Annotated in this window: 16 protein-coding genes; 11 read left to right on the top strand and 5 right to left on the bottom strand. The window is 69.7% G+C overall.

Annotated features, from left to right (window positions below; translation table 11 throughout):
• The first annotated feature begins 3 nt into the window (after nt 1-3).
• The 4 genes from MJQ72_RS35510 (at nt 4) to MJQ72_RS35495 (ending at nt 3,071) form a co-directional block, all read left to right on the top strand.
• Nucleotides 4-600, top strand: coding sequence for a hypothetical protein (locus MJQ72_RS35510; protein ID WP_240595429.1), 597 nt, complete (start codon nt 4-6; stop codon nt 598-600).
• A 4-nt stretch (nt 601-604) separates the two neighbouring features.
• A complete protein-coding gene (locus tag MJQ72_RS35505; protein ID WP_240595428.1) occupies nt 605-1,603 on the top strand; it encodes a C40 family peptidase in 999 nt (332 codons plus the stop codon).
• Nucleotides 1,604-1,705: 102 nt separating this feature from the next.
• Nucleotides 1,706-2,839 (top strand): hypothetical protein, encoded by a 1,134-nt coding sequence (locus MJQ72_RS35500; protein WP_240595427.1) that lies wholly within the window; start codon nt 1,706-1,708, stop codon nt 2,837-2,839.
• A 34-nt stretch (nt 2,840-2,873) separates the two neighbouring features.
• Nucleotides 2,874-3,071 carry a hypothetical protein gene (locus MJQ72_RS35495; protein ID WP_016331585.1) on the top strand — a complete coding sequence of 66 codons (198 nt, stop codon included), beginning with the start codon at nt 2,874-2,876 and terminating at the stop codon, nt 3,069-3,071.
• 79 nt (nt 3,072-3,150) lie between these two features.
• Here the strand turns inward: MJQ72_RS35495 and MJQ72_RS35490 are convergent, their stop codons facing one another.
• Nucleotides 3,151-4,116, bottom strand: a complete 966-nt coding sequence (locus MJQ72_RS35490) for an AAA family ATPase (RefSeq protein ID WP_240595426.1) — start codon at nt 4,114-4,116, stop codon at nt 3,151-3,153.
• A gap of 134 nt (nt 4,117-4,250) precedes the next feature.
• On the opposite strand from MJQ72_RS35490, the gene MJQ72_RS35485 reads away from it, so the two are divergent.
• Together MJQ72_RS35485 and MJQ72_RS35480 are read left to right on the top strand one after the other, a co-directional pair.
• Complete coding sequence (locus MJQ72_RS35485) at nt 4,251-5,660, top strand: ribonuclease R family protein (protein ID WP_240601497.1); 1,410 nt, start codon at nt 4,251-4,253, stop codon at nt 5,658-5,660.
• Nucleotides 5,657-6,418 carry a helical backbone metal receptor gene (locus MJQ72_RS35480; protein WP_240595425.1) on the top strand — a complete coding sequence of 254 codons (762 nt, stop codon included), beginning with the start codon at nt 5,657-5,659 and terminating at the stop codon, nt 6,416-6,418. Before MJQ72_RS35485 ends, MJQ72_RS35480 begins: the two co-directional genes overlap by 4 nt.
• A gap of 54 nt (nt 6,419-6,472) precedes the next feature.
• Here the strand turns inward: MJQ72_RS35480 and MJQ72_RS35475 are convergent, their stop codons facing one another.
• Nucleotides 6,473-7,903 (bottom strand): aldehyde dehydrogenase family protein, encoded by a 1,431-nt coding sequence (locus MJQ72_RS35475; RefSeq protein ID WP_240595424.1) that lies wholly within the window; start codon nt 7,901-7,903, stop codon nt 6,473-6,475.
• Nucleotides 7,900-9,231: a 4-aminobutyrate--2-oxoglutarate transaminase gene (gabT, locus tag MJQ72_RS35470; protein WP_240595423.1), complete on the bottom strand. Its 1,332-nt coding sequence runs from the start codon at nt 9,229-9,231 to the stop codon at nt 7,900-7,902. Before gabT ends, MJQ72_RS35475 begins: the two co-directional genes overlap by 4 nt.
• 110 nt (nt 9,232-9,341) lie before the next feature.
• Between gabT and MJQ72_RS35465 the strand changes: the two genes are divergently transcribed.
• Nucleotides 9,342-10,808 (top strand): PucR family transcriptional regulator, encoded by a 1,467-nt coding sequence (locus MJQ72_RS35465; RefSeq protein ID WP_240595422.1) that lies wholly within the window; start codon nt 9,342-9,344, stop codon nt 10,806-10,808.
• Between the two features lie 69 nt (nt 10,809-10,877).
• On the opposite strand, the gene MJQ72_RS35460 is transcribed toward MJQ72_RS35465, so the two are convergent.
• Together MJQ72_RS35460 and MJQ72_RS35455 are read right to left on the bottom strand one after the other, a co-directional pair.
• Complete coding sequence (locus tag MJQ72_RS35460; protein ID WP_240595421.1) at nt 10,878-11,612, bottom strand: cache domain-containing protein; 735 nt, start codon at nt 11,610-11,612, stop codon at nt 10,878-10,880.
• 32 nt (nt 11,613-11,644) lie between these two features.
• A complete protein-coding gene (locus MJQ72_RS35455) occupies nt 11,645-12,388 on the bottom strand; it encodes a FadR/GntR family transcriptional regulator (RefSeq protein ID WP_038518834.1) in 744 nt (247 codons plus the stop codon).
• 158 nt (nt 12,389-12,546) lie between these two features.
• Here MJQ72_RS35455 and MJQ72_RS35450 point away from each other — a divergent pair, with 158 nt between their 5' ends.
• From MJQ72_RS35450 to MJQ72_RS35435, 4 genes are all read left to right on the top strand, one after another.
• Nucleotides 12,547-13,968 (top strand): gamma-aminobutyraldehyde dehydrogenase, encoded by a 1,422-nt coding sequence (locus tag MJQ72_RS35450; RefSeq protein WP_240595420.1) that lies wholly within the window; start codon nt 12,547-12,549, stop codon nt 13,966-13,968.
• A 20-nt stretch (nt 13,969-13,988) separates the two neighbouring features.
• Nucleotides 13,989-15,083: an ABC transporter ATP-binding protein gene (locus tag MJQ72_RS35445; RefSeq protein WP_378372496.1), complete on the top strand. Its 1,095-nt coding sequence runs from the start codon at nt 13,989-13,991 to the stop codon at nt 15,081-15,083.
• A 28-nt stretch (nt 15,084-15,111) separates the two neighbouring features.
• Nucleotides 15,112-16,317, top strand: a complete 1,206-nt coding sequence (locus tag MJQ72_RS35440) for an ABC transporter substrate-binding protein (RefSeq protein WP_240595418.1) — start codon at nt 15,112-15,114, stop codon at nt 16,315-16,317.
• Nucleotides 16,318-16,392: 75 nt separating this feature from the next.
• Nucleotides 16,393-17,277 (top strand): ABC transporter permease, encoded by an 885-nt coding sequence (locus MJQ72_RS35435; protein WP_240595417.1) that lies wholly within the window; start codon nt 16,393-16,395, stop codon nt 17,275-17,277.
• The last annotated feature ends 9 nt before the right edge of the window (nt 17,278-17,286 follow it).

Genomic DNA, 17,286 nt, shown 5'->3' with positions numbered 1-17,286 from the left:
CCCATGCCGATCCGGACCAACCGCGGGCGTACCGCGGTCTACCGCAGACTGTGGGGCTGGCCGCTTCGCTCGCCCCGCCACCTCGTCGGCACGCTGGTGATCCTCGCGGTCGTGCTCACCGCCTTGGGCATCCTGCTGCCCAAGGCCATCGGAAAACCGGGACAGACGGCCAACGGCCCGGGTGCCTCGGCGACGTCCACCTCGCGAACCGGCGTCGCGGCGCCGGTGACCGTGACGTCGACCTTGCCACCGAGGCTCACCACCCAGCCGCCGCCGTCTTCCGCGCCACCCGACCAGGACGGGGTCCGGGTCGCCAAGGAGTGGGTGACGGCATGGGCGAATCATCCCGACGGCACGACGACCGAGCAGTGGCTGAACGGCTTGAAGCCGTACACCACCGAGGAGTACCTGGCCGGGGAAATGACGTCGGTGGATCCGGCGAACATCACCGCGACCAGGGTGACCGGGGAACCGCAGGTCGCGTCCTCGCTGGCCGGGTCGATGGAGGTCGACGTCCCGACGGACGGGCCCAAGGTCCGGGTCACCGTCGTCAAGACGAACCCGGGATGGCGGGTCACCAAGTACACGCAAGCGGGCTGACCCGATGAAGATCGGGATCATCGTCGGCGTGCTGATCGCCGCGGTCTTCGCCGCGGTGGTCACCACGAGCACGGTCACCAAGGTGGTGACCGATCATGTGGAGGCGCAGTCGGGCGGGGTCGTCAAGACCTCCTGCGACGCGTCGATCGGGCCGACCCTGCCGGGGCAGACCGATCGCGGTTCTTCGGACATCAACAAGCTGGACGAGGAACAGAAGGGGATCGTCGCGCTGATCATCTCGATCGGCAAGCAGCGCACGCTGTCCCCGCGCGCGTGGCAGGTGGCGATCCAGGCCGGGATGACCGAGTCCAAACTGCGGAACCTGACCTACGGCGACCGCGACTCGCTCGGCATCTTCCAGATGCGCCCGTCGATGGGCTGGGGCACCGTCGCGCAGGTCACCGACCCGCCGTACCAGGTCAACAAGTTCTTCGACGTGCTGCTCGCGGTGCCGGACTGGGAGAACATGCGGCCCGGCGACGCCGCCCAGCGCGTCGAGCGGTCCGGCTTCCCCGACCGGTACCACAACTGGGAGCCGATGGCGGCGCTCCTCGTGCAGAACGAGGGCCAGATCGTCGACGTCGTCGGCTGCGGTACGAGCGTCGGCAGTGTCGTGCCGCCGAGCCAGGCGGCCGCGCAGGCCATCAAGTTCGCCCTCGCCGAGCAGGGCAAGCCGTACATCTGGGGCGCGACCGGACCGAACAGCTACGACTGTTCCGGGCTGATGCTGCGGGCCTACGAGTCGGCCGGGATCATCCTGCCGCGGGTCTCCCGCGACCAGTACAAGGCGGGCGCGATGCTGCCGGTCCGGCAGGCGCAGCCGGGTGACCTGCTGTTCCTCGCCACCGTGCCGTCGAATCCGGCGACCATCCACCACGTGATGATGTACCTGGGTGACGGCAAGATCGTCGAAGCGCAGCAGACCGGGGTGCCGGTGCACATCCGCGACTTCTCCTTCGACGAGGCCGAAGTGGTGGCGCAGGCGGTCCGTCCTGGCGTTTAGCATGGTGAAAGCGTGGTATCGCGATCGCGGGACCATCGGATTCACCCGAAGTGGCGGCCTGTCCACCGGCGAGCGGCCGCACACTGGCAGAGGATGAAGAACGTGGCACGGAAATTCGGAAGGCGAGGCAAGCCCGCGGCGGGAGGCGGCCCGGAGGTCGATCCCCGCGATCTCTTCGGCACCGCCCAGCCCGCACGGCAGGCGGCGCGGCCGGCGTCGAGCACGCCGCTGGCCGACCAGCTGAACCAGGGCTGGCCGGGCGTCGACCCGGGCTACGTCGTGCTGCCGCGTTCGCTGGCCGAGGGGATGTCGCTGCCCTGGCAGCAGCAGATGGCCGCCCTGCTGGCCCAGTTCCACCAGGAGAACGGCCGGCTCGCCTGGCCGATCTACCGGGTCGTCCCGTCGCGCTACGAAAAACTCGTCGATCTCGACGAAGAGCAGCTGGCCGAGGCCGGCTACCTGGTCGAGATGGACACCGAAGGCGAGATGATCTACCGCGAGCGAAGCGGGCGGAAGGTCGAGGACCCGGCGAACACCACCGTGCTCGTCTCATGCCTGGACCCGATCCCGAAGCCTTCGCAGCGTCAGGCGCCTCCCCCGCCTTCGCAGGCCGCGCCGCCCGCGACCGGGCAGCCGCCGCGTGCTCCGGCGCCGATGAACATCGGACCCGCGCCGGTGTGGCGGACGGTCACGCCGCCTTCCGGGCCGCCCGCTCCGCCGTTGCCGGGCAATCACGGGGCTCCGCAGGCGCCCGCACCTCAGGCGCCCGCTTCTCAGACTCCTGGGCCTCAGGCGCCTGCCCCGCAGGCTGCCGCGCCTCTGACTCCTACGCCTGCTTCTCAACAGGCGCCCCAGGCGCCTGCGGCCCAGCCGCCGCTGTCCCAGGCACCGCCTCCGCTGCCCCAGCCCTCCCGGATGCAGCCGCCGCCGGTCAGCGCCCCTCCGGCCACTCCAGAGGTGCAGCCCGCCGCGGCGAGCCAGGCCGAGCCGGAGCCGCCTGTCACGGCTCCGCCGTCGGCCGCGATGCCGCCCGTGCCGCAGCCGGTGTCGCCTCCGCAGGGGGTCCCCGTCGCGCCGGAACCGGCGACCCCGCCGCGTGGTGTTCCGATGCACCGGGGCTGGTTCGACGAGCTCGCCGAGAACGTGCCCGAAAGCTCGAAGGTGGACCAGCCAGAGGGCGGCGAGTTCGGCCCGACCGGTGATCCCACGGAGATCCCCTACCGCTATCGCAAGTGATGACAGGACGTCCCGGTGATGTCAGGCTTGACGTATGTCGAGCGACCCGAACCCGGATCAGGGCTGGTACTTCAACACCAAGACGAACCAGGTCGAGCATCTGGAACGAGGCCGGAGCATCGATCTCCTCGGCCCGTACCCGGACGAGGCGACGGCCAGGCGCGCCCTGGAAATCGCCAAGGAACGCACGAGGCAGGCCGACGCCGAAGACGCCAAGTGGAACGGCGACTGACCCGCCGGCGGCGGCGTGGTGGGGCGCGTCTCGTGAGTGGTGAGGACGGTTAGAACCGTCCTCACCACTCACGAGGAGATCAGGCGTCCTGTCCAGCCAGCGCCGGCCCCAGCACGAACTCCGGGTCCACCTGCGCGGTGAGGTCCTCGCCTGCCCGCCCGCTGCCCCAAGCCCGCGCGTTGCGAAGGTGGAACTCGACGCCCTGCCGCTGGTAACGCGCCCAGTCGCGTCGCTCGCCGTCGACGGTCGCGAGCATCGAGCCCAGCGTCGCGAGGTTGTGCGCCTCGAGTTCGCCGATCGGGCGCGCGCGGCCGCGTTCGGCGGCGCGGACGTGCCGCGAGTTCTCCATCCAGCCCAGCAGGGCGTCGCCGACCTCTTCGCGCAGGAACTCGATGTCCTCGTCCTCGGTCACCTTGTTGCCCACGACGACCAGCCGCACCCCGAAGTCCCGCGCGTAGTCGGCGTACTGCCGGTACACGCCGACGCTGCGCACCGTCGGCTCGCACACCAGGAACGTCACGTCGAACCGCGTGAACAGGCCGGACGCGAACGCGTCGGCGCCCGCGGTCATGTCCATGACCACGTATTCACCCGCGTCGTCGATCATGTGGTTCAGCAGCAGTTCCGCCGCGCCGACCTTCGAGTGGTAGCACGCGACGCCGAGGTCGTCCTCGTCGAACTGCCCGGTGACGCCGAGCCGGACGCCGCCGAACTCGCGGAAGCACGCCTCGAAGATCGGGTTGTCCTCGAACGGCCGGACCAGCCGTGACCCGCGCCCCGGCGGCGTCGTCTTGATCATCGAGGCCGCGTCGGCGATCCGCGGGTTGTCGCCGCGCAGGTACTCCTTGATCAGGCCCATGTTGTCGCCCAGCGTCGGCCACGCGATGGCCTCTTCCTCGCTCGCGCCGAGCGCGACGGCGAGATGCTGGTTGATGTCCGCGTCGATCGCCAGCACCGGTTTCCCGTCGCCTGCCAGGTACGCGGTGAACAGCGACGCCAGCGTGGTCTTGCCGCTGCCGCCCTTCCCGACGAACGCGATCTTCACGCCACGGCCCTTCCTGTCGTTTTGAAAAGGGTATCGGTTTTCATTTCGATCCGTAACGTACACCCGACCGGCCCGCACCCGAACGGGCGATCAACGGCGCCGGATCGGGATAGGGTTGGGTGGTGCCTCCACTCGTGATCAGGACACACGCGGCCGGAGGGGACTTCGGTCACCTGCGCGCCGAGTTCGCGCTGCCGGAGTCGTTCGGGCCCGACGTGCTCGCCGAGGCGGAGGCGGCGGTCGTCGACCCGCTCGAGTCGGCAGGGGAACGCGAGGACGCCACCGGTCTGCCCTTCGTCACCATCGATCCGCCCGGCGCCAAGGACCTCGACCAGGCGGTGCTGATCGAACGCGTCGACGGCGGCGGCTTCCGGGTCCACTACGCGATCGCCGATCTGGCCGCGTTCATCCCGCCGGGTGGCGCGCTCGACAAGGAGGCACGCCGCCGCGGGCAGACGCTCTACCTGCCCGACGGGAACGTCCCGCTGCACCCGCCGGTGCTGTCCGAGGGCGCGGCGAGTCTGCTGCCGGGGGAGACCCGGCCCGCCGTGCTGTGGACCATCGACGTCGACGCGAACGGCGAGCCGACGGCGACCAAGGTCCGCCGGGCACTGGTCCGGTCCACCGAACAGTTCGACTACGAGACCGTCCAGGCCTCGATCGACGCGGGCGATCCGCATCCCTCGGTCGCCGCGCTGCCGGAGCTGGGCCGTCTACGCCGCGAACTCGCGATCCGGCGCGGCGCGGTCGAACTGCAGCTGCCAGAGCAGGAGATCAGCGGCGACCCCGACGGCGGCTGGGCGCTGATCCAGCGGCCGCGCAACGACGTCGACGCCTGGAACGCCGAGATCTCGCTGCTCACCGGCATGGCCGCGGCCAAGATCATGATCGGTGCGGGGATCGGGGTTCTGCGCACGCTGCCCCAGCCCGACGCCGAAGCGGTCGAATGGCTGCGCCGGTCCGCGCAGGCGCTGAACATCGACTGGCCCGAGGGCAAGAGCGTGTCGGAGTTCCTGGCCGCGCTCGACCCCGGCCAGCCCGCGTCCATGGCGCTTTTCGCCGACACCACCAGGCTCTTGCGCGGCGCCGGGTACACCGCGTTCGACGGCGAACTGCCCGCGTTGACCACGCACGCCGGGATCGGCGGCGCGTATGCCCACGTCACCGCGCCGATCCGGCGGCTGGTCGACCGGTTCGCCACCGAGATCTGTCTCGCCGTGAGCGCGGGCCGCGAAGTGCCCGAGTGGGTCCGCGCGGCGCTCGCGGAGGTGCCGGAGCAGATGACCGCGTCCGACACGCTGGCCGCGAAGGTCGAACGCGCCTGCATCGACCAGGTCGAGGCCTGGGTCATGGCCGAGCACATCGGCGAGGAGTTCGACGCGATCGTGCTGCGGGCCGACGACGCCAAATCGGAGATCCTGATCGAGAATCCGCCGGTGATGGGCAAATGCGCGGGCGAGAAGCCGCCGGAAGGCGAGCGGATCCGCGTCCGGCTCACCGCGGTGGACGTCGACAAGCGGAAACTGTCGTTCGAGCGGGCATGATCGACGACCTCGGCGAAGTGGTCCCGCTGCGCGAACCGGCGTCGCGGGTGGTGTCGCTCGTGCCGTCGCTGACCGAGGCCGTCGAGGTGAGCGCGCCGGGACGGCTCGCGGGCGCCACGGACTACTGCACCCATCCGGTGGAGCTGGACGTCCCGAGGGTGGGCGGCTCGAAGTACCCGAACGTGGACAAGGTGCTCGAACTCGAACCGGACCTGGTGCTGGCCAACTCCGAGGAGAACCGGCCGGAGGACGTGGAACGCTTACGCGCCAACGGGATCCCGGTCTGGGTGATGGAGGCGTCGGCGACCGTGCCCAGCGCGCTCGCCTCGATCCGGCGGATCCTGACGCAGGCCTACGATCTCGCCGAGCCGGAGTGGCTGGTCGAGGCGGAGGAGATCTGGCGGGAGACGCTGCCGGAGCGCTTCCGCGCGGTCGTGCCGGTCTGGCGGAAGCCGTGGATCGTGCTCGGCCGGGACACCTTCGGCGGCGACGTCCTGCATCGCGTCGGGATCGGCAACGTCTACGCGGACGACGAAGAGCGTTACCCGCGCCCGAAGCTCGACGAGCTCCAAGCGCGCTTCGCCGCCGGAGACGCGAACCTGCTCGTGTTGCCCGACGAGCCGTACGAGTTCACAGCGGATGACGGCCCCGAAGCGTTCCCCGGCGCGAAGCACGTCCTGGTCTCCGGGCGCTATCTGACCTGGTACGGCCCTTCGCTCGTCGAAGCGCACGCCCACCTCACGCGTTTAGTCCTCTGAATGCGGTAGTTCGCGTCGCGAACCAGCGCATCCAGAGGACTAAACGCGGGCTGGTCAGAGGGTCAGGCCGGTCAGGACGGTGACGCGCTCTTCGGTGAAGTCGGCCATCGCCGAAGCCGGGCCTTCGCGGCCGACGCCGGAGTCCTTCACGCCGCCGTAGGGCATCTGGTCGGCCCGGAAGCTCGGCACGTCGCCGACGAGCACCCCGCCGACACGAAGCTTCGCGGACACGTCGAACGCCGTCGGCAGGTCGCGCGTGAACACGCCCGCCTGCAGGCCGAAGCGCGAGTCGTTGATCCGGCGCACGCCGTCTTCCACCGAGTCCACCCGGGTGATCGACACCACCGGCCCGAAGACCTCGTCGGCCATCACCGACGCGTCCTCCGGCACGTTCGCGAGCACGGTCGGCTCGACGGTGGCGCCGTCACGCTTTCCGCCGGTCAGCAGTTCGCCGCCGGCGTCGACCGCCGCCGTGATCCACGATTCCACCCGGGAAGCGGCGTCGGTGTTGATCAGCGGCCCGACGTCCACGCCGTCCGTGCGCGGGTTGCCGGTCCCGAGCGCGCGCACCTGCTCCAGCACCTTCGCCTGAAGCTCGTCGTAGACGTCGGCGTGCGCGTACACCCGCTGCACCGAGATGCACGACTGCCCGGCCTGGTACATCGCGAACGTCGCGATCCGCTGCGCCGCGAAGTCCAGATCCGTCCAATCAGGACAGACGAGCACCGCCGCGTTGCCGCCGAGTTCCAGCGCGACATGCTTGCGCGGCACGCTGTCCCGGATTCCCCAGCCCACCGGCACGGAGCCGGTGAACGACACGACCGGCAGCCGCGGGTCGGCCACCAGCTTCGCCGACTCCTCGTTGCTCACCGGGAGGATCGACCAGCTGCCGGCGGGAAGCTGGGTCTCGGCGAGGATTTCGCCGAGCAGCAGCGCGGTCAGCGGTGTCGCGGGCGCGGGCTTGAGCACGATCGGCGCGCCGACCGCGATCGCCGGCGCGACCTTGTGCGCCACCAGGTTCAGCGGGAAGTTGAACGGCGTGATGCCGAGCACGGGGCCCTTCGGCACACGGCGCACGAGCGCGAGCCGTCCGGTGCCGCCCGGGTCGGTGTCGAGGCGCTGCAGGTCACCGGAGAACCGGCGGGCCTCCTCGGCGGCCCAGCGGAACGTCGACGCCGCGCGCCCGACCTCGCCGCGCGCCCACTTCAGCGGCTTGCCGGACTCCGCGGTGATCAGCTGCGCCAGCTCTTCGGACCGCTCACCCAAAACTCGGGACACGTGGTCCAACGCGCCCGCCCGGACGTGTGCGGGCAGCGTCGCGAATTCGTCCTGGACGTCGTGCGCGGCTTGGACCGCGGCTTCGATGTCCGAAGTGGACGGAACGTGGTGCGAGCCGGCCTCGCTTCCGTCGAAGGAGTGGCGGACGACGACGGTCTCGTCGCTGGTGACCGGCTTTCCGGCCACCCAGTAAGGGAATGTGGTCACTTGGAAGCCTCCGTGCGGACAGCGTGCTCCAGGACCGACAGGCCCTCTTCGAGCAGTTCGGCGGACAGGGACAGCGGCGGCAGCAGACGGACGACGTTGCCGTAGGTGCCGCAGGTGAGGACGACGACGCCCGCCTGGTGGCAGGCCTGCGCGACCCGCTTGGTCAGGTCGGCGTCGGGTTCGGTGGTGCCCGGCTTCACGAATTCGGCGGCCAGCATCGCGCCGCGGCCGCGGACGTCACCGATCACGCCGGTCTCCTCGGCCAGTGCGCGCAGCCGCGGCAGGACCGTGTTTTCGATGCGCTTCGCCGACGCCGCGAGGTTCTCCTGACGCATGATCTCGATCGAGCCGAGCGCCGCGGCGCACGCGATCGGGTTACCGCCGTAGGTGCCGCCGAGACCGCCCGGCGGGACGGCGTCGAGCAGCTCCGCGCGGCCGGTGACGGCGGCGAGCGGCAGCCCGCCCGCGATGCCCTTCGCGGTGGCGATCAGATCGGGCACGACGTCTTCGTGCGTGGACGCGAACCACTCCCCGGTGCGGCAGAAACCGGTCTGCACCTCGTCGGCGACGAAGACGACGCCGTTCTCGGTGCACCACTTCGAAAGCGCGGACAGGAAACCGGGGGCGGGCTCGATGAAGCCGCCTTCACCCTGCACCGGCTCCAGGACGACGGCCGCGACCTGGTCGCCGCCGATCTGCTTCTCGATCCGGTCGATGGCGATCCGGGCGGCTTCGGGGCCGGACAGGCCGTCGCGGTACGGGTACGACCCCGGCACCCGGTAGACCTCGGGCGCGAACGGGCCGAAACCGTGCTTGTAGGGGATGGATTTCGCGGTCAGCGCCATCGTCAGGTTGGTGCGGCCGTGGTAGGCGTGGTCGAACACGACGACGGCCTGGCGTCCGGTCGCGGCGCGGGCGATCTTCACCGCGTTCTCGACGGCTTCGGCGCCGGAGTTGAACAGCACCGAACGCTTCTCGTGCGTGCCCGGCGTCAGCTTGTCGAGTGCTTCGCACACCTCGACGTAGCCCTCGTACGGCGTGACCATGAAACACGTGTGCGTGAACCGGCCGGCCTGCTCGCGGACCCGCTCCACCACCGCGGGGGCGGTATGGCCGACGTTGGTCACCGCGATGCCGGAGCCGAAGTCGATCAGGACGTTGCCGTCGGCGTCGGTGAGCAGGCCGCCTTCGGCCGAGGTGACGTAGACGGGCAGCACCGAGCTCACGCCGGCGGCGACGACGGCCGCGCGCCGTTGCTGCAGGGCGCGCGAGGCGGGGCCGGGGATCTCGGTGCGCAGCCTGCGCTGCGTTTCGGTGGTGGCGGTCACGGCCAGACTCCTGCGGACGCGAGGGACGGTGGTCGCCCTCCAGGATGGGAGCCGCACCGGGCGGCGTCAGCTCGACATCTTGTCGATATCGAGGCGTAGAGTTGGACAACATGGCACTGACGCTGGCCGCCCTCGCGGCGGAACACCCGCTCGGCCTGCGGGTGCGCGCGGCCGAGGCGGCGCTCGACCGCGCGATCGGCTGGGTCCATCCCACCGAACTGACCGATCCGCAGGCCTTCCTCGAAGGGGGCGAACTGCTGCTGACCACCGGCCTCGCGCTCGATGAGACCACGTCACCCGGGTACATCCGGCGGCTGGTCGACGCGGGCGTGGCGGGGCTCGGTTTCGGAGTCGGCCTCAGCCACGAGAGCATTCCTCAGTCGCTTGTGGACACCGCCGAAGAGGTCGGCCTCCCGGTGCTGGAAGTGCCGAGGAAGACGCCGTTCATCGCGATCACCCGCGCGGTCTCCCGTGCGGTCGCGGCCGACGAGTACGCCTCGCTCGTACGCACCGGCAAGGGGCAGCAGGAGCTGACCAGGACCGCGGTCGGCAAAGGTGGCCCCGGTGGGGTGGTGCGGAAACTGGCGAAGCTGGTCGACGGCTGGGTGCTTCTGCTCGACTCGTCCGGTGCGGTCGCTGAGGCTTCGCCCTCGGCGAGACCCTTCGCCGACGAGCTCCGGGACGATTTCGCGCGGCTGCGCGCGGGCACGCTGGTGACGGTGGCGGGGGAGTACGAGGTCGTCCTGCAGACGCTCGACACGCGTGCCCGGGGTGTGCTCGCCGTCGGCACGCGTGAGCCGCTCGACGCGGCAGGGCAGCATATCGTCAATACCGCGGTGTCCTTGCTTTCCCTTGCCCTGGAACAGAACCGTGAACACAGCGGCGCCCTGCGGCGGCTGAGGTCGGGGCTGTGCGACCTGCTCGCCGCCGGTCACGCCGAGCTCGCCACGCGGACGATGAAGTCGCTCTGGGGCGGTGTCCCGGAGGCGCCGTGGTCCGTGCTGGCCGTCGCCGGTCCGGCGAGCGCGCGCCGGTCGCTCGCCGACGCGCTCGACGCCGAAGTGCCGGGGGAGAAGGCGTTCTTCGGCGAGTCCGGGGCGTTCGTGCTCGCTTTCGGCGATGTGGAGACGGTCGCCCGCCACGCGTCCCGGATCGGCGGCTTGCACGCCGGGCTGTCCGAACCAGTGTCCACTGTCGACTTCCCGGTGGGGCTGCGGCAGGCGCGGCAGGCGGCGGAAGCGGCGAAGGCCGAGCGTTCCCCATTGGTCCGGTTCGCCGAACACGCCGGGCGCGGCTTCCTGGAAATGGTCGATTCCCAAGCGGCGCAAGCGTTCGCGGACAATCTGCTGGCACCATTGCGGCACCACGACGAAACCGGCAGAGGTGAACTGGTCGCCTCGCTGACCTGCTGGCTCGAACATCACGGTCATTGGGATCTGGCGTCCGCGCGGCTCGGCGTCCACCGCCACACCCTGCGCAACCGCATGCGCAAGGTCGCCGAACTGACCGGCCGTGATCTCGATTCCCCTGGCGTGCGCGCCGAATTCTGGCTGGCGCTGCAGGTCAGCGGGGGCTGAAGGACGCTTTCCCCGCGTACGACGCGGTGAAGGGCGCTTTCCCCGCATCTGACGCGGGTATGGCGTCCTTCAGCGCTCGGACCTGACCAACGCGATCGGCGAGTCCCCGCAGCGCCGCAACTGAGTGCCGGCCTCCGTCGTGACCGGCTCCGCACCGGCGGACCACCACGCCGGGACGTCGACCTCGCGGACGAGCGAGCCCGTCGCCTGCCGTGCGTTGTTCGACACGATCACCCGGCCCTGGGCGTTGACCAGCGCCGCGCGGCCGCCGAGGGCGCGCAGTTTCGGTGCCAGCAGGCGCTCGACCTCGCGCACGTAGATGTCCGCGCCGACGACTCCCGCGAAAGCGCCTTCGCGCTGGACGGGCACGGTGAAGGTCAGCGTGTATTCGTCGGTGCAGAGGTAGTCGACGTACGGGCCGTTGATATGGCGGCGGCCCGTGTCACGCGGGACGGTGAACCACGATTGCCGGGTGTAGTCCAGGAAGTTCTCGCTGTCCGGATCGAGGCTGATGACCAGCTGCACCGGCTCGGCGTCCCCGGTCTCGGTCCACCATTCGAAGCCGAATTCCTGATCGGCCAGCGCGTTCGGCGCGCTGATGAACCCGGCGCCGACGACCAGGCCGCCGAGGACCTCGAAGACCTGCGGCCGGAGGCGGGGCAGGTCGTCGGCGGTGGCATCGGTGGAGGCGGCCAGGAGCCCCTCGGCGCCGGCCAGCAGCGGCTTCAGCCGGCCGAAGACGTCCTCGACCAGGGTGGATACCTGTTCGACGACCTCGGAACCGGCGGACGGTGTGTCGTTCACGATGCTCACCTCGGATGCGCGGATGTCGCAGCTTAAGGGGCCAGAAGGTCTAAATGCACGTCCGCCAGCCGGTCTATCGCTTCGAGGATGTGCTCCTCGGTGAGCTTTCTGGCCAGCTCGCCGTCTCCCTGCGCGATGGCGGCGGCGATCGCGCGGTGTTCGGCGTAGGCGTTCTCGCGGGTGCCGTGTGGCTCGAGCGGCAGCCACAGCAATCCCCCGCGTTCGCTCTGCAGCTGCACTTCTTCTCTGGTCAGCCGCGGCGATTGAGCGGCCGCGGCGACTTCGAGATGGAACTGGCGTTCGGCGCGCGACGCTTCCGCGCCGGTGGCGGTGCGGATGTCCTCGGTCGCCAGTTCGAGCCGCTCGATGTCCTCGGGTGAACTCCGCTCGGCGGCGAGTTTGGCCGCGGCGCCCGCGATGGCGAGGTAGTGATCGCCGACGTCGCGGAGCTCGGACAGCGAGACCGTGCGAAGGCGCTCTCGCCACGAAGCGGCCGAAGGGTTGGCAGGCGTCTTCACGAAGCTTCCGCCGCCTCGGCCGCGTCGCGTCTCGACAAGGCCCTGCTGTCGCAAGGCCACGAGCGCTTCGCGGACCGTCACGGTGGAGACGCCGAACTGGGCGGCCAGCTCGGCTTCGCTCGGCAGCTGTTCCGAATCGGCCAGCAGTCCGAGCGTGATGGCGTCGACCAGCCGCGACGTGACCGCTTCCGCCCGGCCGATCTGGTCGAGCGGAGCGAACATCGCTGACCGCGCGCTGTGCGACATCCCCTTACGCATGGTGGCCCTTCACCCGTACCGCTACCCGATGGAAGCAATCTTGCCCCATCGTCTTGTCATTTAACATCTGGACTTATATGTTTTAGCGACCTCGCCGCCCCACAAGGGAGCAAGGGACCTTTGCTACCACCTCACGCCACCAGGCCCCTGGAGGTCTCGTGCAGCAGTTGAAGCACTTCATCGGCGGTGAGTACACCGGATCCGCGTCGGGCAAGGTCGCCGACATCGTCGATCCCGTCACCGGCCGCCCGTATCGCACCGCCGCCGTCGCCGGCCCCGAAGACGTCGATCGCGCGCTCAAGGTCGCTGCCGCCGCCTTCGAAACCTGGCGCGAGACCACGCCCGCGCAGCGCCAGCTCGCGCTGCTCAAGATCGCGGACGCCGTCGAAGCGCGCGCGGACGAACTCGTGCTCGCCGAATCGGCGAACACCGGCAAGCCGGTCGCGCTCACCGCGGCCGAAGAACTGCCGATGATCGTCGACCAGTTGCGGTTCTTCGCGGGGGCCGCGCGTGTCCTCGAAGGACGGTCGGCGGGCGAGTACATGGAAGGACATACCTCTTTCGTCCGCCGAGAACCGATCGGCGTGTGCGCGCAGGTTACGCCGTGGAACTATCCGCTCCTCATGGCGGTCTGGAAGATCGCGCCCGCGCTCGCCGCGGGGAATACCGTGGTGCTCAAACCGGCCGACACGACGCCCGCGTCCACCCTGCTCCTCGCCGAGATCTGCGCCGGATTCCTGCCACCCGGCGTGCTCAACGTGATCTGCGGCGACCGCGACACCGGGCGGGCGCTCGTCGAGCACGAGATCCCGGCGATGGTGTCCATCACCGGCTCCGTGCGGGCCGGGATCGAAGTCGCCGCTTCGGCCGCGAAGGACGTGAAGCGCGTACACCTGGAGCTCGGCGGTAAAGCGCCCGTACTCGTCTTCGCCGACACGGACATCGAAGCGGCCGCTGAAGGTATCGCGGCCGCCGGGTACTTCAACGCGGGCCAGGACTGTACGGCGGCGACGCGGGTCCTGGTCGCCGACGAGGTCCACGACACCTTCGTCGCCGCTCTCACCCGGCAGGCGCGGGCGACCATCACCGGCAAGCCCGACGACACGTCGGTCACCTACGGCCCCCTCAACAACGCCGCCCAGCTCGACCGGGTCGCCGGTTTCGTCGACCGCCTGCCCGCGCACGCGACAGTCCACTGTGGAGGTAAGCGGCAGGGGGACGAGGGCTACTTCTACGAACCGACGGTGATCTCCGGCGTCCGGCAAGACGACGAGATCAGCCAGACGGAGGTCTTCGGCCCGGTCATCACCGTGCAGCGCTTCGAGACCGAAGCCGAAGCGCTCGCCGCGGCCAACGGCGTCGAGTACGCGCTCGCGTCGTCGGTGTGGACCACGGACCACCAGCGGGCGATGCGGCTGGCGGGGAAGCTCGACTTCGGCTGCGTGTGGATCAACACGCATATCCCGCTGGTCGCCGAGATGCCGCACGGCGGCTTCAAGAAGTCCGGCTACGGCAAGGACCTCTCGCTGTACGGCCTCGAGGACTACACCCGCGTCAAGCACGTGATGAGCGCGCTGTGACGACCACCGAAAGGCACGCCATGCCTCATCAAGCACCCACCGCCGCCGCGGGGGAGCAAGGGACCTTTGCTACCACTTCCGCAGGTGGAGGCGGGATTCCGGCCATCCGGCTGCGCGGGCTGCGCAAGGAGTTCGGCCAGGTGCACGCGGTCGACGGCGTCGACCTCGACATTCCGCCCGGCGAGTTCTTCTCGATGCTCGGCCCGTCCGGCTCCGGCAAGACGACCGTGCTCCGCATGATCGCCGGCTTCGAACTCCCGACGGCGGGCACGATCGAACTGCACGGCCGCGACGTCAGCCGCCTCGCCCCCTTCGACCGCGACGTCAACACCGTCTTCCAGGACTACGCGCTCTTCCCGCACATGACCGTGCAGCAGAACGTCGAGTACGGCCTCCGGGTGAAACGCGTCCCTCGCGCGGAGCGCCGTCAACGCGCGAAGGAAGCCCTCGACACCGTCCGGCTCGGCGAGTTCGGCGAGCGCAAACCCGACCAGCTCTCCGGCGGCCAGCGGCAGCGGGTCGCCCTCGCCAGGGCACTGGTCAACCGGCCCAAGGTGCTCCTGCTCGACGAACCGCTCGGCGCGCTCGACCTGAAACTGCGCCACACCATGCAGAGCGAGCTGAAGCAGATCCAGCGCGAGGTCGGCATCACCTTCATCTTCGTCACCCACGACCAGGACGAGGCGTTGACGATGAGCGACCGCATCGCGGTGTTCAACGCCGGCCGCATCGAACAGGTCGGCTCACCCGTCGAGGTCTACGAGCGGCCGGCGTCGGCGTTCGTCGCCGGCTTCGTCGGCACCTCGAACCTGCTCAGCGGCGGCGGCGCCGAGAACATCATCGGCAAACCCGGCGTGTTCAGCATCCGCCCCGAGAAGATCCGCATCGACGCCGATCTCTCGAAATCCGCCGAGGTCGGCGAGACCAGCGCCACCGGCACCGTCACCGAAACCGTCTACGCCGGCGCGACCGTGCGCTACGAGGTCACCCTCGACGCCGGTGGCCAGCTCTCCGTGGTCCGGCAGAACACCGCCGAACCCGCGGACTTCGAAGGCGGCCGTGTCCGCCTGAGCTGGCGGCACGAACACAGCTTCCGCGTCCCCGAAGCCGGTTAGTTCTCCCCCTGTACCGAAAGGTTGTTCAATGAAGAACAGGAAACTCGCGCTCGCCGGCCTGCTCGGCGCCGGCCTGCTCGTGGCCGCCTGCGGAACGTCCGGATCCAGTTCGACGGCCGCCGCGCCCGGCGGACAGGGCTTCACCCCGCCGAAGCTCGACGCTCTCGCGCAGCTCGGCCAGCCGGAAGGCCAGGTCAACGTGCTGGCCTGGCCCGGTTATGCGGAGAACGGCTCCAACGACCCGGCCGTCGACTGGGTCACCGGGTTCGAGAAGGAGACCGGCTGCAAGGTCAACGTCAAGGCGTTCGGCACCTCCGACGAGGCCGTGAGCCTGATGAAGACCGGACAGTACGACGTCATCTCCGCCTCCGGTGACGCATCGCTGCGGCTCATCGCGTCCGGCGACGTCGAACCGGTGAACACGGCGCTCGTCCCGAACTACGCCGACGTCTTCGACTTCCTCAAGAACCGCCCGTGGAACAGCGTCAACAACGTCTCTTACGGCGTGCCGCACGGCTGGGGCGCGAACCTCCTCACCTGGCGCACCGACAAGGTGAACCCGGCGCCGACGTCGTGGTCGGTCATGTTCGACGCGAACAGCCCGTACAAGGGCAAGATCACCGCCTACGACTCGCCGATCTACATCGCCGACGCCGCGCTGTACCTGCAGACGCACAAACCCGAACTCGGCATCAAGAACCCGTACGCCTTGGACGACAAGCAGTTCCAGGCCGCGGTCGATCTGCTCAAGCAGCAGCGGCCGATGGTGGCGGAGTACTGGTCGGACTACCTGAAGGAGAGCCAGGCGCTCAAGAGCGGCGACGCCGTCGTCGGCACCGCATGGCAGGTGACGGTGAACCTGACCAAGAGCGAGGGCGCGCCGGTCGAATCCGTGCTGCCGTCCGAAGGCGCGACCGGCTGGTCGGACACCTGGATGGTGGGCGCGAAGTCCCCGCACAAGACGTGCTCCTACAAGTGGCTGAACCACATCGTCAGCCCGAAGGCCAACGCGCAGGTGGCCGAGTACTTCGGTGAATCGCCCTCGAACCCCAAGGCGTGCGCCGAAACCAAGAACAAGGCGCACTGCGAGACCTTCCACGCCGGTGACGCCGCGTACGCCTCGAAGATCCAGTACTGGACGACGCCGATCGCGCAGTGTCTCGACGGCCGCACCGACGTCAAGTGCAAGGACTACGGCGAGTGGACCCGCGCCTGGACCGAGATCAAGGGCTGACCTCCCGACTCCGGGAGCGGCCGGTGGGCCCCCACTCCGGCCGCTCCCGGTCCCATCCCTCACCTGGTGGAGACGATGACGACCACCCTCGATTCGCCGAGGCGGAAAACCTCCGCCTTCCTGTACCGCAAACCCAGGCTGCGACTGGGACTCCTGCTCTCCGCACCGATGCTGTGGCTCGGCCTCGCCTACCTCGGCGCGCTGGCCGCGCTGTTCGTGACCGCGTTCTGGAGCACCGACGTCTTCACCGGCCAGGTCGTGACCGAGTGGTCGCTGAATAACTTCGTCACCCTCTTCAGCGATGCGGTGTACCGCACGATCACCTTCCGGACGGTCGGGATCGCCGCGCTGGTCACGGTGGTCACCGCGATCATCGCCTTCCCGATGGCGTTCTACATGGCCAAATTCGCCTCACCGAGGGCGCGGCGCCTCCTGGTCATCGCCGTCATGACGCCGCTGTGGGCGAGCTACCTGGTGAAGGCCTACGCGTGGCGGACCATGTTGTCCGGCAACGGAGTCCTGCACTGGCTGCTGAACCCGTTCGGCCTGGATACTCCCGGCTACGGCGTGCTCGCGACCGTGATCACGTTGTCGTACCTGTGGCTGCCGTACATGATCCTGCCGATCTACGCGGGCCTGGAACGGTTGCCGAACTCCCTGGTGGACGCCTCGGGCGACCTCGGCGCCCGGCCGTTCCGGACGTTCCGCTCGGTGGTGCTGCCGGTGACCTTCCCGGCCGTCGTCGCCGGCTCGATCTTCACGTTCTCGTTGTCGCTGGGCGACTACATCGCGGTGAAGATCGTCGGCGGCACGTCGCAGATGCTCGGCAACGTCGTCTACGACAACATCGGCGCGGCCAACAACCTCCCGTTCGCGGCGACCGTCGCGACCGTGCCCGTGGTGATCATGCTCGCCTACCTCGCCGCCGTGCGCCGCACGGGCGCGCTGGACAACCTGTAGGAGCGCGCG

Source organism: Amycolatopsis sp. EV170708-02-1, from assembly GCF_022479115.1.
GTDB lineage: Bacteria > Actinomycetota > Actinomycetes > Mycobacteriales > Pseudonocardiaceae > Amycolatopsis.
The sequence above is the reverse complement of the archived record's forward strand: the minus strand, read 5'-3'. Positions and strand labels throughout refer to the sequence as shown.